15 protein-coding genes are annotated in these 20,703 nt (G+C 51.7%); 8 read left to right on the top strand and 7 right to left on the bottom strand.

The annotated features are described in order from the left end of the window. Window positions 1-60 precede the first annotated feature (60 nt). The 5 genes from ACEPPP_RS03695 (at window position 61) to ACEPPP_RS03675 (ending at window position 6,129) form a co-directional block, all read left to right on the top strand. Window positions 61-2,574: a TonB-dependent siderophore receptor gene (locus tag ACEPPP_RS03695; RefSeq protein WP_374089706.1), complete on the top strand. Its 2,514-nt coding sequence runs from the start codon at window positions 61-63 to the stop codon at window positions 2,572-2,574. A 346-nt stretch (window positions 2,575-2,920) separates the two neighbouring features. Then, a complete protein-coding gene (locus ACEPPP_RS03690; protein ID WP_374089705.1) occupies window positions 2,921-4,129 on the top strand; it encodes a sulfotransferase in 1,209 nt (402 codons plus the stop codon). Between the two features lie 164 nt (window positions 4,130-4,293). Further along, window positions 4,294-4,917, top strand: a complete 624-nt coding sequence (locus tag ACEPPP_RS03685; protein ID WP_374089704.1) for a sulfotransferase domain-containing protein — start codon at window positions 4,294-4,296, stop codon at window positions 4,915-4,917. A 67-nt stretch (window positions 4,918-4,984) separates the two neighbouring features. Continuing rightward, the gene (locus ACEPPP_RS03680; RefSeq protein WP_374089703.1) at window positions 4,985-5,203 is read left to right on the top strand and encodes a hypothetical protein; all 219 of its coding nucleotides are present in this window, start codon (window positions 4,985-4,987) and stop codon (window positions 5,201-5,203) included. Window positions 5,204-5,298: 95 nt separating this feature from the next. Further along, a complete protein-coding gene (locus ACEPPP_RS03675) occupies window positions 5,299-6,129 on the top strand; it encodes a cupin-like domain-containing protein (protein WP_374089702.1) in 831 nt (276 codons plus the stop codon). 374 nt (window positions 6,130-6,503) lie between these two features. On the opposite strand, the gene ACEPPP_RS03670 is transcribed toward ACEPPP_RS03675, so the two are convergent. After that, window positions 6,504-6,761: a transposase gene (locus tag ACEPPP_RS03670; protein ID WP_374089701.1), complete on the bottom strand. Its 258-nt coding sequence runs from the start codon at window positions 6,759-6,761 to the stop codon at window positions 6,504-6,506. 145 nt (window positions 6,762-6,906) lie between these two features. Between ACEPPP_RS03670 and ACEPPP_RS03665 the strand changes: the two genes are divergently transcribed. Together ACEPPP_RS03665 and ACEPPP_RS03660 are read left to right on the top strand one after the other, a co-directional pair. Next, window positions 6,907-8,361, top strand: a complete 1,455-nt coding sequence (locus tag ACEPPP_RS03665) for an IS66 family transposase (protein ID WP_374089700.1) — start codon at window positions 6,907-6,909, stop codon at window positions 8,359-8,361. A gap of 468 nt (window positions 8,362-8,829) precedes the next feature. Next, window positions 8,830-10,476, top strand: coding sequence for a DUF2079 domain-containing protein (locus ACEPPP_RS03660; RefSeq protein WP_374089699.1), 1,647 nt, complete (start codon window positions 8,830-8,832; stop codon window positions 10,474-10,476). 34 nt (window positions 10,477-10,510) lie between these two features. Here ACEPPP_RS03660 and ACEPPP_RS03655 read toward each other — a convergent pair whose 3' ends face one another. From ACEPPP_RS03655 to ACEPPP_RS03645, 3 genes are all read right to left on the bottom strand, one after another. Further along, complete coding sequence (locus ACEPPP_RS03655; RefSeq protein ID WP_374089698.1) at window positions 10,511-11,233, bottom strand: class I SAM-dependent methyltransferase; 723 nt, start codon at window positions 11,231-11,233, stop codon at window positions 10,511-10,513. Between the two features lie 80 nt (window positions 11,234-11,313). Then, window positions 11,314-12,198 carry a glycosyltransferase family 2 protein gene (locus ACEPPP_RS03650; protein ID WP_374089697.1) on the bottom strand — a complete coding sequence of 295 codons (885 nt, stop codon included), beginning with the start codon at window positions 12,196-12,198 and terminating at the stop codon, window positions 11,314-11,316. Window positions 12,199-12,298: 100 nt separating this feature from the next. After that, window positions 12,299-12,724: a GtrA family protein gene (locus ACEPPP_RS03645; protein ID WP_374089696.1), complete on the bottom strand. Its 426-nt coding sequence runs from the start codon at window positions 12,722-12,724 to the stop codon at window positions 12,299-12,301. A 198-nt stretch (window positions 12,725-12,922) separates the two neighbouring features. Between ACEPPP_RS03645 and ACEPPP_RS03640 the strand changes: the two genes are divergently transcribed. Then, window positions 12,923-14,746 (top strand): creatininase family protein, encoded by a 1,824-nt coding sequence (locus tag ACEPPP_RS03640; RefSeq protein ID WP_374089695.1) that lies wholly within the window; start codon window positions 12,923-12,925, stop codon window positions 14,744-14,746. A gap of 5 nt (window positions 14,747-14,751) precedes the next feature. On the opposite strand, the gene ACEPPP_RS03635 is transcribed toward ACEPPP_RS03640, so the two are convergent. Genes ACEPPP_RS03635 through ACEPPP_RS03625 form a run of 3 tightly spaced genes read right to left on the bottom strand, consistent with a single transcriptional unit; the run spans window position 14,752 to window position 20,443 of the window. Next, window positions 14,752-18,009, bottom strand: a complete 3,258-nt coding sequence (locus ACEPPP_RS03635; protein ID WP_374089694.1) for an efflux RND transporter permease subunit — start codon at window positions 18,007-18,009, stop codon at window positions 14,752-14,754. Continuing rightward, a complete protein-coding gene (locus ACEPPP_RS03630) occupies window positions 18,006-19,070 on the bottom strand; it encodes an efflux RND transporter periplasmic adaptor subunit (protein ID WP_374089693.1) in 1,065 nt (354 codons plus the stop codon). Before ACEPPP_RS03630 ends, ACEPPP_RS03635 begins: the two co-directional genes overlap by 4 nt. Then, window positions 19,067-20,443: a TolC family protein gene (locus ACEPPP_RS03625; RefSeq protein WP_374089692.1), complete on the bottom strand. Its 1,377-nt coding sequence runs from the start codon at window positions 20,441-20,443 to the stop codon at window positions 19,067-19,069. The genes ACEPPP_RS03630 and ACEPPP_RS03625 overlap by 4 nt, the downstream gene beginning before the upstream one ends. Window positions 20,444-20,703: the final 260 nt, after the last annotated feature.

Below are 20,703 nucleotides of genomic sequence, written 5' to 3'. Positions count from 1 at the left end.
TAGGCGGGGTCTTTAGTCTCCGCCTCATCAGGAGATTACGCCTTAACGTGTTCGGTAAGATTGCGAAGCCGAACTTTAGAAATCGGATGTTTTGGCGTTCACTATTTTTCATCATCGGGATCATTCATGAGTCATCCATTAAACCACTACGTTTTCAAGGCAGGTAAACAGAAACATTCAACCGGCGGAAAAGCCGGCCACCGTCATGCTGTCAAGACGGTTACGCTATTGTGTGCATTGATAAGCGCCAATTCGGCATTGGCGAAAGCCGAGGCTTATCAGTTCAATATTTCCGCCGGTAATCTGTCCACCGCACTGAATAAACTGGCCGAAACCGCTAACGTAGACCTCAGCTACCCGGCCGAAGTGGCGAAAGACTTGAAATCGAATGGTTTAAAAGGCAGCTATACGATAGAGCAAGCCTTACATCATTTGCTGCAAGGCAGCGGGTTGAATTACCGGTTGGCGGGAGATAGCTCAATTACTGTAGAGAGAGCGGCGGCTACGGCTGCGAAATCGCATGAGGACACGATGCCGGCGGTGACCGTGACCGCGCCCACCGGTTATGAAGCCGACGATCCTTATAACCCGGATTACAGCCTGCCGAACGCCTCCACGGCGACCAAGACCGACACGCCGATCATGGAAACTCCGTTCTCGATACAAGTCGTGCCCAAGCAAGTGCTTGAGGACGTTCAAGCGATCAGGTCGACCGATGCGTTGGATTATGTGAGCGGTATCTTTCGTGCCAGCGGTTCCGGTGATTTCTTTGACTGGACAACTCGACGAGGATTTAACAATTTTCCATTGGGGGATTACCGGGACGGAATGCCATGGCCTTTGGGAGGCGGTCTTGTAGGCGGGCGTGATTTAGCCAATACCGAGCGCGTCGAAACCTTAAAAGGACCGGCGTCTTTGCTTTACGGGATGGCCGTGCCGGGCGGTATCGTGAATTATGTGACCAAAAAACCGTTGGCTACACCCTATTATTCGTTGCAACAACAATTCGGTTCCTACGATTTTTACCGTACCACCCTGGATGCTACCGGACCGATTAATGATGACAAATCTTTGCTGTACCGTTTCAACCTGGCTTATAAGAGTGCTAATTCGTTTCGCGATATGGTCAACAGTGATCGGGTTCTTGTCGCGCCGACGGTCACATGGAACATCAGTCCGCGCACTCAGGTAAATTTCGAGTTGGAATACGACACCGGTCATGTGGTGTTCGACCGGGGCATTCCCGCGATCTTCCAGGGCACTCGCCCCGCCGATTTGCCGCGCAGCCGGTTTCTTGGGGAGGCGAATCCTCCCAGCGAATACGAAAACCTGATGGTCGGCGTGAATTGGTCGCACGCGTTTAATGATAACTGGACTTTCAGCCACCGTTTCAATGCGCTGTACTTCGGGTTGGAACAAATCGCGTCGACACAAACGATGATTAACCCGAGCACGATCAATCGCTTTGTGGCTCATTCGACAAACGGCCTTGAAGACCAAGCGCTCTATTTCAACAGCGTCAATTTGGCTGGCCATTTCGAGACTTGGGGGCTAAAGCATACCTTGCTGCTGGGAGGTGATTATTACCGCAAGAGCTTGGACAACTTTAAGGCGAGTTTTACGGGGAGTAACACCAATATTTACGATCCGGTTTATCTCGGCCCCAGTATTGCTCAGGGTACGCCCACTCTTAATCTAAAGTCGGGGAATGATTGGTTTGGACTGTATTTTCAGGATCAAATCAAGCTCCCATTTAACTTGAGTATGCTGGCGGGTTTTCGTTACGACAGCGCCGAGAGCAGCGTTACGGTAAACAACGGCAAACCGAATAAAAGTCCCCGGCAGGATAGTTTGACTCCTCGAGGCGGTTTGGTCTGGCAGCCTATTCCCGAACTCAGCCTCTATGGCAGTTACTCGGAAAATTTTACCGGTATCAACTCTGCCGGATTCGGGGGCTCCGTGTTGCCGCCGGAGACCGCACAACAATGGGAGTTGGGCGCGAAAACCGAACTGTTCGACAAGCGCTTTCTGGCCACCGTGGCCTGGTACGACTTGACCAAACAAAATATCGCAGTGTTTAACGGCTTTACCGGTTTTAACGAAACCATCGGCGAAGCGCGCAGCGCGGGTTTGGAGGTGGACGCGAAGGGCGAAATTTTGCCGGGCTGGAATATGATCGCTTCCTACGCCTATACGCCTGATGCTTTGGTGACACAAGGCAATCCCAATGAAATTAATAATCGCTTACGCGGGGTGCCTCGGCATGGCGGCAGCCTATTTACCAGTTACGAATTTCAAACGGGAGCGTTGCAAGGCTTTAAGTTGGGAGGCGGCACCGTTATCCGCAGTTCACAACATACCGACCCCACTGCTACGACCGCGATATTACCCGGTTATGCGACCGTGAATCTCTTGGCCGGTTACTCGTGGAAAATCGGCGGCAGCAAGCTGACCACGCAATTTAATGTCAATAATCTGCTCGACAAAGCATTCTATCCGACTTCGTTTGGACGAGACAGTATTGAAGTGGGTGCGCCGCGGACGTTTATGGGGTCGGTGAGGATAGAGTATTGAAAACGGCCTTGGTAAGGAATATAAGCGCTTAGCAACAAGTTAGCAGGCATAAAAATCGTACTGTTGCCAAGCCTTACTGGAGCCTCTAAAAACTAATGCATGCGAACTTTTTGCAAAGCGCTTAAATTTAATTGAAAAACTGGTGTTTCTCGGCGTAGCAAGTGGAAACTTACTTGCGCGCCGAGGCGTTAAATAAAATGACGAGCTTGGGTATATCAAAAAGTTAACGGGTGAGTAGATCGACAACCGTTGGTGGCGGGGTTTCGCCCGAGTTGTGATTTATGTAAAAAAGTCTTATGGTGCATAATTTTTTTATTGAAAATTTTCTGGATTATGGTGCTGCAATATGATTAGTCAGCGATTTGAATCAGGCGGACAGCCTGTTTTTATATTGTCTTGTGTTAGGTCAGGTTCAACCCTATTGCGATGTATCATCGATACACATCCTGTTTTTTGCAGTCCAGGACATCTTAATTTGGGAGTGTTGTGTAGTAATTTGTATATGACCGTTTATTATTCTCTGGGGAAGTTGCCTGGAGTTGAAACAAATAAACAGAGGGAAATGTTGGCTGCTGAAGAAACTCGGAAAGTGGTGTCGGATTTATTAAATCGCTATGCACTTGGAAAAGACAAAAAAAAGTGGTGCGAAAAGTCAACTGCAAATATTGATTTTGTGGATATTCTGTATAAGATTTTTCCGGATGCAAAATTTATTTGTTTATATCGTAATAGCTTGGATGTGGCGTATTCTTGTATTAAGTTTAGTGCATTAGGTTATATGGATGCTCTAACTCCTTATGTCAAAAAGTATCCTACTAATTTAGTTGAGGCAATGCTTAATATTTGGCTGGATAAAACTAAAAAGTTAATTGATTTTGAACAAACATATAGTGATCAGTGCATAAGGGTTAATTATGAGTCTTTAGTTTATAGACCGGAACAGACCGTGGGAGAATTGTTCAAGTTTCTTGGTGAAGAATGGGATAAGTCTTTGCTAGAATTAATTTTTAAATCTCCGCATGACCAAGGTGAAGGTGATCTAAAGGTTTGGTTTTCAGATAGTATTGATAGCGATTCTGTTGGCAAGGGTACTGCAATGCCGTTTGCGGCGATCCCTGAAGACTTGATGAAGGAGGTGAATGACATTCATCGTTATCTAGGGTATCCTACATTAGAAGAATTGTATGCAGAGCAACATAGGGAAGAAACAGATCAGCAGATTCAAGATTTAGATATTAACGGTTTTTTTAATAGACGATTGTCTCAGCTTACAGATAGAGCGCATAAAAGTGATTATGTTTGGCGCGGGCGTTGTAGGTTCTTGATATCTGGTATAAGGGGAGGGGAGTGGTTAATTGAGAGTAACAGTGATGGGGTTAAAATAATAGACAATGATAATTCAAGCGATTGTGTTATTTCTGTCGCGTATAGAGTGTTATGTGAATTAATATCTGGTAAAAAAAGCCCTGTTCAAGCATATGAAAATGGTGAAATTATAGGGGGTGGTAATTTAATTATGGCGTTAGAGTTAGGGAGTATGATTTTTGCAGATTAATGTTTTAGTTTAAAAGTAATTGTAATTTAATAATTGGTGATTTTTTAATGATTCATGATGGTCATCGATTTCTTTTATTTTTTAAACAACGGATTTTACTTAAATAAATGAGAGCGGATTCGATTGGCAGTAAAAGGAAAAGGTTGTCTCGATCATATCAGTTTATGTCCGAATACACGAGTTTTAGAAATGGATTTATTTCGGAAGATAAATTGCCTACAAGGCTTGAGTATTTTTCTAAATGGATTGAGTATCAATTTCTCGAACACTATTTTGCTGCTGTTCCGCAATGGCGTTATTTTGCTAGAAAAGTTTCCGGACCGGGAACGCTACCGGATTTTTGCGTGGTAGGGCCGATAAAAGGCGGCACAAGTGATTTGGCAGTTAATATTATGCTGCATCCGCAGGTTATGACTCCATTGGCAAAAGAATATGACAGCGCTGATATGGATAAGTGGCGTATACTTTATCCGACAGAAAAGCAAAAACATGACCATGCTTTAAATCACGGTAAGGCTATGTCTCCATTTTTGGCGCCATATCTTCACTGGATGGAATTTGTTTATAACCTCTCTAAGGCCAAGCCAGAAATTAAGGTTGTTATTACTTTGAGAAACCCGGTTGATAGGTTTTATTCGCAATGGAAGTGGGAGATATTTCATTCTGGAATGGAACGGGCAAGAAATCTTCCATTTTTAAATTCATTTCCTGCTTATGTAGATAAATCTCTGTCCGTATTTCCAGAATACCCAATGTACTGTCTGCCGATCGGATCCATTACAAACTAGCATTTACTGGAAGGCTGTGAATTTTTGGATAGAGTGTTTTGGGCGTTATAACGTATTGGTATTGGACGTGAAGAACTATTTCATTGATAACAATAGTTTTTTAAATCAAATCTATGATTTTGTCGGATTAGGCTATTTTGATGTTCCAAAATACGAAGATAAAATCAATGAAAATGCTATAAAAACGCCACCGCCTGACGAGGAGAGTATTTCTAGGCTACAGGATTTTTTCGAGCCCTATAATAAAAAGCTTTTTGATGTATTAGGCAAAGGGTTCGATTGGTAATATTAAAATTGAATTTCATGGGATATGTCGTATTTTTAATAGTAAACTGGTTTTCACTGATTTGATCGCGATAATATTTTGAATGTATAGGTTATATGATGAATTCAAAGAATGATTATCCTCTGCAAATTGAGCGTATACACGCTCCGTCAGTAGATGAGTTTAATAGATTGTACGCCGAGCCTGGAAAGCCTGTATTAATAACTGGTGTCGTTTCCAATTGGGAGGCATGCAAATTGTGGAATTCACAATATTTATGTTCAGTTGCCGGAGAGCGGGAAGTCCCTGTAAAACGCATGAGCAACGGCTCTTATCTTGATGCGCGCACTGAAATGATAAGACTGAAAGATTATTTGCATGTTGCCAGTAAGGAACAGAACGGCGATGAGCTATTATATTTAAGTGAGCAGCCTGTCGAGAAGATTTTGCCGGAAATTGTTGAAGACTATACGGTTCCTGAATATATCAATACAAAAGAAAAGCTTGCGGTTTGCTACTTAGGTAGTCATGTTTATTCGCAAATGCACTTTCATCCGTTGGGAAAGGCTCTATTATGTGTGGTTTCCGGGCGAAAAAATGTAAAACTTTATGCTCCGGATCAAACTCCTTTTCTTTACCAGAAATATAATTTTAGCAAAATTGATAGCGACCCTGTTGATTTAGAGAAATATCCTTTGTATGGAAAAGCGAAATATTACGAATGTGAAGTTAAGTCTGGGGAAATGCTTTTTTTTCCAATTTATTGGTGGCATGGTGTCGAAACGGAAGAGTTTACTTCGGCCGTTGTTTTTTTCTGGAACGATTCCCGGAAGGTAAGGTGGCTTCCTCCGTCTGGAATTCCGTGGTATACCCCATTGATATTTGAAGTTGCCCCGTGGTATTTTAAAACTAAAAAAATATTTAATGGTATCTTTGGTATTTTTTAGGGACTAAATTTAATCAATATTGCATAAAGTTCAACCCGTTGGGATATATATTGGCGAATTAGCTCTATATGTCCCAAGGCGTCCGAAAAATTTGATGGCAGCCATGATTGATAATTGGCTAGAGAAAAATAGAAATGTAATATTTCTACGACATGTCATGTTTTTCGCGAATTGCTCCAGGGTAATAAAAATGCTGTACAAGCCTATGAACAAGGTGAGATAGTCGGCGAAGGTAATGTGATATTGGCGCTAGAGTTTGGGCGGATGTTGTTTGGCGGTATGTAATCATTTATGCATTGCGGGCTTTGACGTTTCCGGAAGGTTGTCCGTCAACTGTGACCTCTGCACACGACAAAAATTACTAAGCCATTGATTTATATTAAGTGAAAACGTTGGTCGCCTCCATGATCTCCTTGTGTGACCGAGCCGTCCACCGTGTGGAAATAGGCTTCATTGTTCCGGTTCAGGAAACCGATGACATTTGTTCGGCCCGACACATTGGCGGGTAGGCGCAAGGTTTCGCCCTTGGGTTGCCAGGCGTAAGGTACGCAGGAACGGGAGCTAAAACCGCTTTCATCAAGGTAGAACACATCAAGATCACCCCCCGCTTCGTGCTCATGGAAGGCTGTCAATATCCGCTTTCCTTCCAAAAACTCCGTTTCGTAGCGCTTTTCCTTCAGGCTCCCTATGTCAGGCTAGTTGTGTATAACGAGATGAGTCTAATGGTAACCGTTCACGCCCTTGCCAAAGCCCGGCCGCTTGTTAGAAAATTGCGATATGTCAAAACTCGTTATCGATCTCAGTCAACCGGCGCCCGTGCCGCAGAACCTCGAAGAAGCGCAGCAGCTCATTGCGGCGCTGTGGCAGTTGCTGGCAGAGCTACAAAAACGGCAGGCGGAGCTGGAAGAACAGCTCAATACGCATTCGGAGAACTCCTCCACGCCGCCGTCGCAAGACAGCCCCAAGCAACGCGCGGAACGGCCGTCGAAAAAACCGACCGGGCGCGCGAAAGGGGCGCAGCCGGGGCATGACAAGCACGAACGCGCCTTGCTGGATGCCTCAGCGGTGGATCGGATCGAACATTATTATCCGCAGAGCCAGTGTGCTTGCGGCGGCGAGGTCGTCATGGACGGCTATCGCCGACATCAAGTTTTCGACTTGCCGGAAGTGCGTTACCAAGTGGTCGAGCACCGCTGCTATAGCGGGTGTTGCAGACAGTGCAAGGCGCGTCATCGCGCGGCCTTGCCGGACGACGTGCCGAGCGGGCAAATGGGCCCCGGCTTGATCGCCTGGATCAGTCTGCTGAACAGCCAATACCACTTGAGTCTGCGTCAAATCGAGAGCCTGTTGGCGGAGCAGTGGCAGCTGGATTTCAGCTTGGGCGCGATCAGCGAAGCCCAAGCGCCGGTGATCGACTGGCTGTTGCCCGTCTACCAACAGATTGGCGACCAGGTGCGTGATGCAGGCGTGGCTCACGCCGATGAAACCAGCCATTTTCGCGGGAAGAGCCGCTACTGGCTGTGGTCCTTGAGCACGCCGCAGGCGGCTTATTTTATGACCCATTATTCGCGCGGCAAACAGGCGGCCCGGGAACTGTTGGGCGATTTCGACGGCATTCTGGTCACCGACCGGCACGGCGCTTACAACGATTATGACGCCGACCGGCATCAGTACTGCTGGGCACACATCATCCGCAACCTGGAGAAAATCTCCGGACGTTCGGGACAAGCCGGGGAAGACGGCACTTACCTGTTGCGCCTGGCCCGCCTGGTGGTGCACTGCGGCAAGCGCTGGCAGCACAGCGGTTGCCAATCCTTGCTGTACCGAAGGCGTTTGCAGCGCTTACGCCAACATTTTCAAGCCACCCTGGAACGCACCGCAACGACCCATGGCGATACGCGCACCGGCCACGCCTGTCGCAAGCTTTTGCGCGACAGCCCACGGCTGTGGACGTTTTTGAAATATCAAGGCGTGCCGATGACGAACAACGCTGCGGAGCAAAGTCTGCGACCGTATGTCATTTGGCGGAAAATCAGCTTCTTCACGCAATCACATCGGGGCAATCAGTTTCGGCCGATGATGTTGTCCCTGATTGAGACGTGCAAGCGGCTCAAGGTCAATGTCTATCAGACCCTGCGGACGGTTTGCTGGCAAGGGGTGATGGAGGGGCATGTCTCCTTCCGGTTGCCATTCCCAGCTTTAGCTTGCTTGCCTTCGGCTTCGGGGGCGTGAACGGTTACGTCTAATGGCGTGCTGTCAAGGCAAAGCAATGGAAGCACGGCAGCAAGAGACAGGCATCAGGTGCTCATGTTAGTTTTTGTTATTCCAAAATTAAAATAAGTGGCACCGATACTGCTAATCTATAGAGTAATCCAATTTTGAAGTCATATCCAATTTACAATAATGGGCTTCAAGGAGCGTCGACTAAAACAGTAGTGACCAACTTTTCGAGGCTTTAAATCGATGAATTTCAGCAATTTCAAGAATCGACGCTCATGAATTCATACAGTACAAGCAACGATCCAAGAGATGAAATTCAGTGTAGCCTCGATTTGGTTTTGAGGCATTGGGGCTTTTGAGCTACAAGATGCCTCGCTTCCCGTGTGCCAGGGTGGGCTGCCTTATCCCAGTTGAAGATTGTTACGGTAACTCCGCCATGGGGAGAGGAAAATTGCAACATCACTTTGAGCGGGGCGCAGTGTGAATTATAAAACACAGCAAAATTTCAATTTGCAAGCAACAGCAACTATTGCCGAGCGATCCAAAACTGCTTATCGGGCCCTCCAAATTTGCAGTAGCGTGTATTTTCTTGGCATGCTGCTGCTGGGCATTGATCGGCACTGGAGCTTTAAGACTTCCATCAATGATACCGGCGCCTTCAGTCAGGCCATTTGGAGCATTCTAAACAACGGCGCGCCAATGGTGACCATGGGCTCCTCTGAACCCTATCATTGGTTCGGCGTCCATTTTCATCCATGGCTTTACCTCTATGCGCTCCTCTATAAAATTTATCCGGGACCGGAATGGCTGATATTGACGCAGTCACTCGCGATCGCATCGACGGCGCTGCCGATCTACAAAACCGGGTTAAGACTCGGTTATACGCATTGGCAGTCTTTTTCCTGGGCACTGGGGTTTCTGCTCAATCCTTTTGTGCTCAGCGCCGCCCAATGGGACTTTCATCCCGTGACTGCGGCAACGCCGTTCATCGCCTGGAGTCTTTATTTTCTGTTGGCAAATGATTTTAGAAGGCTTTTGTCGTGCGTGTTAATCGTGCTGTCATGCCAGGAACAATTCGGTATTCTGACGATATGCTTAGGACTGTCTTATTTTATTGTCAATAAAGATATTAAAAAATCGTTGTTCCTGGTCGGATTAGGGGCTCTTTATACAGTCATTCTGTTTCAGTATGCTTTTCCGAAATTTTCTCCCACCGGGGCGCATGTCATGATGAGCGCACAAAACGCGGCCGCTAACCGTTACCACTGGCTGGGCGGCAGCCTAGACGAGATCTGCATGCATTTACTGACTTCGCCTCTAGAAATTTTGAAAAAAGTTTTCTTAGAGATGGAGGGATTTCAGTACATCATTTTTTTGTTACTGCCTTACGGATTGTTTTTACCGCTTCTCGGGTTCGATATTCTCCTGATCGGCTCCGCCGACTTCGCGGCAAATGCGTTGTCCTTACTCGATTTGCAGCGCAGCATGAATAGTTACCATTCCGTTGCTCTGATTCCCATTGTTTTGATTGCTGGGATGCGCGGATTTCAGGTTTTTTGCCGTACCGTATCGCAAAGCATCGGAAAGCAAACGGCTGTTCTGGCGGCTTTCGTGCCAGTCCTCTTTTTTTCGTTTTGCCTCCCGCACCTCTTAGGCCAAGACAGTTTTTGGAAATTGAACCTGATTCCGGCCAAAGACCCCAAACTTGCTGAGCTTCAAAAACGCTTGCCGGCACAAGCCGTGTTGTCCGCACAAGCCAACATAGGCTCGCATTTTTCACAGCGACAATCCATTTATATATTTCCTAAAAACATTCCAAAAGCCGATGCGGTCATCTTGAGACTGGAAGATCCGGATGGCTCCTTAAACGAAAATACCATCCGTTTTGGCCATTACATGCTGATGCAGCCCAACGACTACTTAAGCGCCATTCAGTGCGTTCTGGACAGCGGTGTCTATCGCATCGGTTATTTCAATCCGCCCTGGCTACTTCTTCTCAAAACCACGGATGCGGTAACCGATTCGCAACGACTTTTACTGGCAAAACACTTGAAAAGCCTCGCAAACCGCTGGCATAGCCAAAGTGATCCAATCACAGGTGACGCATGCAGATGGGCACAAAGATAACGGCTTTAACGCTTGGTAAGCGATAGACTCTCTATTATTTTTGGGCTAGACAGAATGCGGTCAACCCAGCCATTCTGTTCAAGTGAAACAGGGTTTTCAGTTCAAAATTATGAACGTTGATAAGAAGTTGATTGATAAATCCAGGCGATCGCTTTAAGTCGCTTTTTGCGGATAATTTGCCGGTTTTCAATAACAGACGATTGATAAGACGAATCAGAGCAATCAGCGGGAACAGCAAGCCGAAGAAATAGCGGCCCCGTATCACCTTGAGGCCGGAATTCTTGGCTAACGTCTCGAGTTCGCTGAGTGTATAGCGGCGTTTGTGTTCTAAAAAAATATCATGGCCCGACCAGAGAAATCTGAAAGCAGGGACGGACATCAGGACATAGCTTCCATCGGGTATCCGGTCGACATAATGTTTTAAAAAAGCATGGTCATCCTCTATATGCTCCAGCACGTCAATCATCAAGATCACTGTTTCGTCAATATTTTCAACCGATTTTACGAAAGAGATAGTCTTATTGTGATGTATTTCCGATTTTTCGTCGAAAGGGTAGGCCGTATCGACACAACGGGCCGAAGCCGCCAAATCGGTTTCCAGCAACAATTTGGAAAATACGCCGGATCCGGCTCCGACGTCCAGTACGTTTCCTTCCGAGAGTGAGCGCAACAGCATTTGAATTGCTTTGCTTTTAGAGACATAGTACCAATGCGTATTGACGGACGCCCCTAATATCTGGTCTTCTTTGACATCCATAATTGACTCACTCAGTTCCGCAAGGCAGGTTGTGGTGACGCACGGTTTCGGTGCTCAGGGTACAAGTTCTTATGCTCATGTTAAAGCTCTTGGCGAATGATGTAAATCGGTCTGTTTTTGGTTTCCATATAGATTCGTCCCAGGTATTCGCCCAGCACACCTATCCCGACTAATTGCAAACCGCCAAGAAAAAGAATGATCACTATCAGCGAAGCATAGCCTGGAATATCGACGCCTTGTACCAGGGTGCGGACGATGATGGCGCTGCCGTAGGCAAAGGAAAATAATGAAATGAAAAACCCCAAATAGCTCCATATCCTTAAGGGAACTGTGCTAAAACTGGTAATGCCGTCCAGGGCAAAGTTCCACAGTTTGAGCCAAGGAAACTTGGTGTCGCCGGCTTTTCGGCTCAAACGCACATATTCGATCTTCGCCGTTTTGAATCCGACCCAGGTAAACAAGCCTTTCATGAAGCGTTCGCGTTCCGGCAGCTTTTTTAAGGCGTCAACGGCGGCGCGGCTGAGCAATCTGAAATCGCCTACGTCTTCGGGGATCGGCGGGTGGGAAATCGAATTGTGCAAGCGATAAAACCATTTCGCGGTTTTTCTTTTCAGCCAGGTGTCGGAGGTGCGGTCGCAGCGCTTTGCCAATACCACTTCATAGCCTTCTTTCCATTTGGCAATCAAGGCGTTGATCAGTTCGGGCGGGTCCTGGAGGTCGGTGTCTATCGGTATGACGGCGTCTCCGCGGGCATGCTCCACCCCCGCCGTGAGGGCGGCTTCCTTGCCGAAGTTCCGCGAAAAATCGATGATGCGAATGCTGAGATGCTTGGGCGCCGCATTTTTTTGCGCGATCAGTTTTTGCAAGGTTTGATCGGTGCTGCCGTCGTTGATGCAGATGATTTCTATTTCATCATGGATTGCGCCAACGGTTTTAAACAGTTCGGTAAAAAAAATCGAAACCATTTTTTCTTCGTTGTAGAATGGACAGACGATCGAAATCATAGCTAATAACCCATTATTAATGCGTCGTTGGGGATGGCATGCGGGATTTCATGCAGTGCCGTTATAGGGTTTTCCTGTCTTTCCAAGTCAGCAGCGATGAAAAGTAATAATTCCACAGCGAACCGGCAATCGCTCCGGCCATTGCCGCCAGTATCCAGTTATTTTGTTGCGGGTGATAAAGCCAATAGGAAGTGGCCATACTGATCACCGCGCCAACCGAGCAAACCAGGTAAAAACTGAACAAACCGGACAGGAGCTTGATGCCTCTGATGCGTTTGTCCCGAAAAGTGAAGTTATTGTTGATAAAGTAGTTGCCGGTCATCGCAACGACGATGGCGATGGCCTGGGCCGAGATAAACTGTAAACTTAAAATTAGATGAAATATCCATAATGTCAACAGATGAAAGCCGCTACCTATCAGTCCTACGATGACAAACAGAATGAACCTCACCGGAAGTAATTTGACCGGAAATTTATGAATGGGCATTTGGCGTGTTCGATTTGCATGGGTTTTTCAGAGCCAAGTCAAGGTGTTGCTTGTACTTGACTGTCTTAATCCCACTTTGCCATATTTTAAGCCACCTTGTACATTGCCCTTTGGGGCAATGTCAATCGGCCATCCTTGTCGGAATGGCGATGAGTATTATAATTTAACCATGTTTTCTTTAATCTCCACGCATAGCCTATGAGTTTATCTGCTCATTCCGAGTCGGTATGGGAACTGGCCAAGTTCTTGGGTTCTCCATTTGCGTTGTTTTTAGCAACTAGCGATAGGCTTTATTGGATTTATCTGCTGGTCTCATTCACGATAGCTTTTTTTTTGTACCTTACGCATCAGCAGGATTATCAAAAGGCGGGGATTGGCACTCTAAATTTTATTTTTCCCAAAGATATTGTTTTTCACCGCTCCGCCGTCAACGACTACTTGTATTTCTATACGGGTATGCTGTTGCAGACCGCCTTCGTCGCGGGGCTGTTTTCCTCGCTGACATTTGTCGTTTCCCATCGAGTTGAAACCGGCTTAAACGGATGGCTGGCCGATTTTAACGGGCGGTGGCGAGGAGAATTCGGAGGGGGGCTGGCTACCGTAGTATTGGCGCTGGTTGCGGATTTTGCCTTGTTTTTCAGCCATTATCTGCAACATAAGGTCCCTTGGTTGTGGGAGTTTCATAAGGTTCATCATTCCGCCGAGGTGATGACGCCGATCACCGTCTATAGAATGCATCCGGTCGATAATCTGTTGGCCTTTGCCATGGTCGGCTTATTGTCTGGCGCGGCGCTTGGCTGCCTGTCTTTTTTTAGCAAGGATCCGGTCTTTATTTACCATGTCGGCGGAACCGATATCGTCCTGATCCTGTTTTATCTGCTGGGTTACAATTTGCGGCATTCGCATATTTGGTGGAGTTGGGGACCGGTGTTGAGCCGGATTGCGATCAGCCCGGCCCAGCATCAGATTCATCACAGCGCCGCGCCGCGGCATTTCGATAAGAATATGGGCTTTACCTTTGCGTTTTGGGACGCCTTGTTCGGCACCTTGTATGTCCCGAAGGCAAAGGAAACGCTGACATTCGGCCTCGGACCCGAGGAAAATGAAAAATTCTCTACCTTCTGGAGCCTTTATCTGATGCCCTTTGTCAATCTGGCGCAAAATTTCCGCATGACTATGTTGCAGCAACCGAGGCGCTATGTGTCGGTACTGGTCTTTCTGGCCGTGGTCGTGCCTGCGGTTTACTGGAATAACGGCGGTAAAGCGCTGGCGCAGGCGCCCGCTGGGGTTTATCTCGAAGATATGACCTGGCAAGAGGTCCGCGCTGCGCTTCAGGCAGGATCGACAACCGCTATCGTGCCGACCGGCGGCACCGAGCAAAACGGTCCGCATGCGATACTCGGAAAGCACAACTATATCGTCAAGTACAGCGCCGGCAAAATAGCCGAGAAACTGGGCCATGCGCTGGTTGCGCCGGTCGTGGCCTATGTGCCGGAAGGGAAGATTTCGCCGCCGGACGGCCATATGAAATTTGCGGGGACGCTTTCGGTCTCCGAAGCGACGTTCGAGGCGGTGTTGGAGGCTACCGCGGAAAGTTTGAAGCAGCACGGGTTTAAAGTGATCGCGCTGGTTGGCGACAGCGGCGGCAACCAAGCCGCGCAACAGCGCGTGGCCGAACGGTTGACGCATTTATGGCGGGATGCGGGTGTCCGCGTGCTCCAGGTCGATGATTATTATCAGCATAACGGGCAGCTCGCGTATTTGGCGGCGCAGAATTTTACACCTCTCCAGATTGGCGGTCATGCCGGCATCCGGGATACGTCCGAATTGATGTTCGTGCAGCCGGCGGGAGTCAGAAGCCCGTTTAAGGAGGATCATAGCGGCGCCGATTTTGCGTCGGTGGGCGCGGACGGCGATGCCGGCAAGGCGAGTCCGGTTTTGGGGCATATTCTGCTGGACTTGAAGATCGATGCGGCAGTCAAGCAGATTCAAAGCGCTTTGCAGCCGCAGCACCGGCAATAAAAGCGTTACATTCGAATCGTCAGGCTTCTTGTCCGATCCCGGTAGATCAGATAATAAACCACCGGAATCACGAACAGCGAAAACCCGGTCGAGGCGAAGATGCCGAAGATGAAGCTCCAGGCCAGCCCGGAAAATATCGGGTCGAGGATGATCACGACCGAGCCGAACATCGCCGCTCCCGCGGTCAGGAAGACCGGCCGCATTCGGGTCGCGCCGGCCTCGATCAGCGCCTCTTCGAGGCTGAGTATGTCGCTTCTAGCGCGCGTCCTTTCGATGAAGTCGATCAGGATGATGCCGTTTCTGACCACGATGCCGGCCAGCGCGATCATGCCGACCATCGCGGTCGCGGTGAAATAGGTCGAATCGGCGAAACCCGCGACATTTTCGGCGAATAGCGCATTCAGCAGCCAGAAGCCCGGCATGATGCCGATGATCGTCAGCGGGATCGCGATCATCATGATCGCGGGCAGACTCAACGACCCGGTCTGCACGACCAGCAGCACATAGATCATGATCAGCGAGGCGCCGAACGAAATGCCGAGATCGCGGAAGATCAGGGCCGTGATCTTCCATTCGCCTTCGCCGCTCAATTCGGCGCGGTAGCCTTCCGGCAGGGGATTGTCTTCAAAGTCCGCGTACAGTTCGATGATCGCCTCGACCGGGCTGCGGCCGACGCTGTCGCCGATCACATAGGCGACACGTTCCAGATCCTTGTGATGGATCACCGCTTCGCCGGGTTCCGGCGTGACCGCGCCGAGTTCGCCGAGCCAGATCAAGGCCCCCCGACTGCTTCTGACCTTCGTATTCAACAGATCAGGCTGCGACGACCGTTCGGCGCGCGGCAGGCGCAGGCGAATGTCCAGCGGCAGTCGTTCGCCGGGCGCATGCAGCGTGCCGGCATCGCCGCCGCCCAAAGCCACGCCGAGCGTTTGGGCGATCGCGGCGGGGCTGACGCCGAGCAGCGCGGCCTTTTGCTTGTCGATCCGAAACAGCGCGGTTGCTTCGGGCGCCACCGACAAATCGTCGACATCGACGACGCCGGCGATTTTCGTAAAGCGCTGCTTGACTGCGTGGGATGCCTCGATCAGCTGATCGTAACCGGCGTCGGCCGGTCCGTAAACTTCCGCGACCAGCGTCGACAGCACCGGCGGGCCGGGCGGCAATTCGACGATCTTCAGTTTCGCTCCGTATTGCCTGCCGATCCGTTCGACGTCGGCGCGGATGCGCATCGCGATCTGATGCGACTGCTGCACTCTCTCGTCCTTCGGCAACAGATTGACACGGATGTCGCCCTGATGGCTGCCGGCGCGCAGATAATAATGCCGGATCATGCCGTTGAAATCGATCGGCGAGGCGAGGCCGGCGTAGCTTTCGTAATCGGTCACTTCATTGACCGTCGCGAGATATTGGCCGAGTGCTCGGATCACCGCGTCGGTCTTTTCGAGCGTGCTGCCGGCGGGCATGTCGACCACGATCTGCAATTCGTTCTTGTTGTCGAACGGCAGCAGTTTCAGCGGCACCGCGCGCGTGATCGCGAGCAGCGACGACAGCCCAAAGGCGATGCCGACCGCGATCAGAAACCCGCGGCTGCGCTTCGGCGAGGCGATCAACGGCTGCAGGAGTCTTCGGTAAAAGCGGTAGCCGGGCGTGGCTTTCAGGTCGAACGGAACTTCGTCCTTGCCGTATTCGCTGCGCAACAATAAATAGCTTGCCCACGGCGTGATCGTGAACGCGACGATCAGCGAGACCAGCATCGCGACCGGAATGTTGAAGGCGAGTGGAGCGAGATAAGGTCCGATCATGCCGGTGATGAAAAACATCGGCAGGAACGCGAGCATCACCGCCAAGGTCGCGACGATCGTCGGCGGGCGCACCTCGTCGACCGCGGACAATAATGCCTCGAGCGGAGTCTCTTTTTTCAGCTTGAAATGGCGGAAGATGTTTTCGACATCGACGATCGGATCGTCGACCAGGAGGCCCAGCGACAGAATCAGCGCAAACAGCGTGACCCGGTTGATCGTATAGCCGAAGATCAGGTCGCAGAGCAGGGTGACCGCGAACGTGACCGGAACCGCGATGCAGACGATGATCGATTCCTTCGGGCCCAATGACAAGGCAAGCAAGACCAGGATGATCGCGATCGCGAGACCCAAATGTTTGACCAGTTCGTTGACCTTGTGGTCGGCGGTCGCGCCGTAATCGCGGCTGACGGTGATCTCGACGTCCGGGGGAATCAGCTGGCCGCGTTGCGCTTCGATCCGCGCCAGGATGTCCTTGGATACCAGCACCGCATTGCTGCCCTTGCGCTTGGCCAGCGCGATCGTGACCATCTCGCGCTCGTCGCCGGCTTTGGCCAGGGAGCCTTCGGCGCGGCCGACCGTGCGCATCTTCGCGGCGGCCGGGCCGAAGCCGATTCGGCTGTACTGTTCGCGTTCTTCCTCGCCGTCAGTGACGCGGGCGACATCCCGAAGATAGACCGGATGGGCGCCGGCGGTCTTGACCACGGTGGCGGCGACCTCGCGGGCCGACTCGAAATGGGTGCCGGCTTCCAGAATCGTTTCGCGGTTGCCGCTGGTGTAGCGTCCGGCCTGCAGATGGACATTCGCGCCTTCGAGCGCCTTGACGATGTCGAGCAGCGTGACATCGTAGCCTGTCATCTTCGCGGTGTCGGGATAAATCGAAATTTGACGGCGCGCGCCGCCTATCACCTCGGTTTTCGCGATATTTTCGACGCCGCGGAGGCTCGCCAGGAGTTCGTCGGCGATCCGGCGCAGCGCCAGAGCATCGGTCTTGCCGGTCGCCGAGGACAAGGTCAGCATCAGCATCGGCACATCGTCGATATCGATCGGCTTGATGTTCCAGCCGCGCACGCCCGGCGGCAAGCGGTCCTGGTTTGACATCACCTTGCTCCAGGTCTTGACCAGACTGTCCTCGGGGTCTTCGCCGACATAATAGCCGACCGTCACGACCGCATGACCGGGCTCGGACGCGGAGAACACATGCTCGACGCCTTCGATTTGCTTCAGCAGCGCTTCGAGCGGCGTCGCGGCGAGTTTTTCGACTTCCTCCGCGCTGGCGCCGGGAAAGTCGATCATCACGTCCATCACCGGCACGACGATTTGCGGATCTTCCTCGCGCGGGGTCAGTTGCAGTGCAGCAACGCCCGCGATCAGCGCCGCGATCAGCAGCATCGGCGACAGCTGCGAAATCGTGAAGATTCTGACGATCGCGGCGCTGAGCCCGCGTTTGGGCTCGCTCGTCATCGAATCACGACCGTTTCGCCGGCATCCAGGCCGGAGAGGATTTCGACCCGGCCGTCCCGGCTGAAACCGGAGCGTACATGGCGGGTATTCAGTTTGGCACCGTCCTGCACGGTCACGACCTCGACTTGGCCGATCCGCCTGAGCGCCGCCGCCGGAATCAGCAGGGCATCGTGCTCGATGCCGCAGGTCTGGTCGAGCCAGCCGAACAGGCCCGGTTGCAGGCCTTGGTTTTGCGGCAGACTGGCCTTGATCAGCACCGTGCCGGTGGCCGGATCGGCGGCCGGTACGATTTCAACGATCTTGGCGCTTAACGCGGTGTTCAGGGCGTCGATGCGCACGCTTGCGGCATCGCCGATTTTGATTTGGGTTGCACAGGAGGCCGGCACCGAAGCCTCGATGCGCAGCGCGGATGCATCGTGCAGGATCATGATTGGCTCGCCCGCCAGCCCCATGTCGCCCGGTTCATGCAGGCGCTTCGCGATCACGCCGTCGAAGGGGGCGCGCAGCACGGTTTCGCCGCGTTGAACCCTGGCCTCCTGCACGCTGTGCGCGGCCGCCTGGGCGTTGGCCCGCGCCTTGCGGGCATTGGCGGTGGCGTGGTCATAATCTTCGCGGGTCGCGGCCTCCTGTTCGAACAGTCCGCGCGTCCGTTGCAGGTCGGCTTCCGCGCGCGCCGCTTCGGCCTGGGCGGCGGCGGCCAGGGACGCCGCTTCACGTTCTATGGCCTGATTCTGTTCCGCATCGAGCCGGACCAGCACATCGCCTTGTTTGACCCGGTCGCCTTCATGCACCGCGACCGACAGAATGCGCGCATTGATCTTCGGGGCGATCCGCGTTTCGCTGACCGCCCTGACCGTACCAGGCCAGGACTGAGCCTCCCGGATCGCTTGCCGTTCGACGCGCGCGGTTTCTTTCGGGGCGGTCGATTGAACGGGCAGGGGCGTGATGCCGGGTTCGGTTTTGTCGCCGCCGATCAGGCCGAGCATCCACACGATAAGAATCAATAGCGCGAACAGCGCGCCGGCCGGGAATAGCCATTTTTTTTGCAGCGGATTCGTCATCGCCAGACTCCGAGCGCACGCTGCAGGGCCGCATCGGCGCGAAACGTGTCATAGCGGGCGGTCAGCCATCCGGCCTGCGCCTGGTCGCGCGCGACTTCGCTTTCGATGAAGCGGGTCACGGTCGCGGTCCCGGCCCGGTGTTGCAGTGTGACTAGGCGCAAGGCCTCATCGGCCGCGGCGACCGCGGTTTTTGCGACTTCGGCCCGCTGCAGCGCTTCCTGTAATTCCAGGTAGGCGGTTTTGACATCCCGTCTGATCTGCAACTGGACTTTATGGATTTGTTCTTCAGCCTCGGACAGTCGCCGTTCCGCCTTGCTGACGCGCGCATGGGTCGCAAAGCCGGAAAATAAATCCATCTCGACCTGAATGCCGGAGCCGACATTCTGATGCGCGGCCGAAAACTCCGGCGAGCGCTCATTCAGCCCGTAATTGACATAGGCATCGACACGCGGCAAATGCTCGCCTTGGGCGATTTTGAGCTCGAGCTGACGGGTTTCGTGCTGCCTTTGCGCGATTTGCGTTTCCGGGCGGTTGGCTTGCGCCTGGGTTTCAAGGTCGTCCAGCGACGAAGGCAAGGCCGGCAGTGTGCGTTCCGGTTCGATGCGCGGCTCGATCGGGCGGCCTTCGGGAAGATCGAGCAGGGTTCGGAGCACCGTGCGTGCCAGCTCGATCGCATTTTTAGCGCGGATGTCGGCTTCGCGGGCGGCGGCCAAGCGGACTTCCAGCGACAGCACATCGGATTTCAATACCGTGCCGGCGGCGTGGCGCTTCTTCGTTTCGGTGAGTTCGGCTTGCACCGCATCGATCGCGCGCTGCGCTATCGTCTGATTTTCCTTCGCGACCAGCAGGGTATAAAAGCCTTCGCTGACGCCGTGAATCAGGTTGTTGCGGACCGTCGAAAGTTCCAGTTCGCTGATTTCCTTACCCAGGTCGGCCACCTTGCTGCGTTGATAATCCTGGCCGCCCCGGTACAGTGACAAGGTCGCCTCGACTTCGGGGCGAAAATCGGTCGTGCCTTTCGGATGATTGATGTCCTGATCGAACGTAAAGCGCCGTTGCGCGACGATCATGCCGAATGCCTCTGCCGGATTATCGCTATAACGGTAGCCGAGGCGCGCTTTGACCTGCGGATAAAACGCGGCGAGGCTTTCGCCGATTGCGGCTTCGGCCTGAGCGATGCGCTCGTTGGCGATGTGCAGGTCGGGGTTGCGTTCGAGTGCCAGATTGATTGCGCTTTCGAGTGTGAACGGTTCCTGGTGTGCCGTCTGGTCGTCTAGCGTTCCTGCCGCCTGCGAGCTATCCGCCGCGGCAGCGGCCGCGCAAAGCGCAAGCGGCAGCAGGAGACAGGCTAACTTGGAGGTTGGCAGCGGCATGGACCGTTATCGAATGCAAAAAGAGCTACAGGATAATCGCGATAGATGAATCGGTAAAGACTCCCATCGCTCCTTTATGCGCGAAGCACATCGCCGGCCGGAGTGTAAAAGCAACGCGGCGATTCAATTGGCATGCCTCCAAAGGCAGGCGGCTTACCGGGAGTTTTTCCCGATTTAGAAAAAACCTGCTAAACATGTGTCAGCCGCGATTGATTATCATATAATGCGAGGTTTATTTATTAACGTCCCATTCAGGAGTT

This window comes from Methylomicrobium lacus (assembly GCF_041897535.1).
GTDB classification, from domain to species: domain Bacteria; phylum Pseudomonadota; class Gammaproteobacteria; order Methylococcales; family Methylomonadaceae; genus Methylomicrobium; species Methylomicrobium lacus_A.
This window is presented reverse-complemented; position numbering and strand designations above follow the sequence as displayed.

Coding starts and splice junctions, on each gene's coding strand:
- ACEPPP_RS03675 (WP_374089702.1), top strand. CDS start 5,299: ATGATGAATTCAAAGAATGATTATCCTCTGCAAATTGAGCGTATACAC.
- ACEPPP_RS03630 (WP_374089693.1), bottom strand. CDS start 19,070: ATGACGAATCCGCTGCAAAAAAAATGGCTATTCCCGGCCGGCGCGCTG.
- ACEPPP_RS03690 (WP_374089705.1), top strand. CDS start 2,921: ATGATTAGTCAGCGATTTGAATCAGGCGGACAGCCTGTTTTTATATTG.
- ACEPPP_RS03665 (WP_374089700.1), top strand. CDS start 6,907: ATGTCAAAACTCGTTATCGATCTCAGTCAACCGGCGCCCGTGCCGCAG.
- ACEPPP_RS03645 (WP_374089696.1), bottom strand. CDS start 12,724: ATGCCCATTCATAAATTTCCGGTCAAATTACTTCCGGTGAGGTTCATT.
- ACEPPP_RS03685 (WP_374089704.1), top strand. CDS start 4,294: ATGTCCGAATACACGAGTTTTAGAAATGGATTTATTTCGGAAGATAAA.
- ACEPPP_RS03650 (WP_374089697.1), bottom strand. CDS start 12,198: ATGGTTTCGATTTTTTTTACCGAACTGTTTAAAACCGTTGGCGCAATC.
- ACEPPP_RS03655 (WP_374089698.1), bottom strand. CDS start 11,233: ATGGATGTCAAAGAAGACCAGATATTAGGGGCGTCCGTCAATACGCAT.
- ACEPPP_RS03625 (WP_374089692.1), bottom strand. CDS start 20,443: ATGCCGCTGCCAACCTCCAAGTTAGCCTGTCTCCTGCTGCCGCTTGCG.
- ACEPPP_RS03640 (WP_374089695.1), top strand. CDS start 12,923: ATGAGTTTATCTGCTCATTCCGAGTCGGTATGGGAACTGGCCAAGTTC.
- ACEPPP_RS03635 (WP_374089694.1), bottom strand. CDS start 18,009: ATGACGAGCGAGCCCAAACGCGGGCTCAGCGCCGCGATCGTCAGAATC.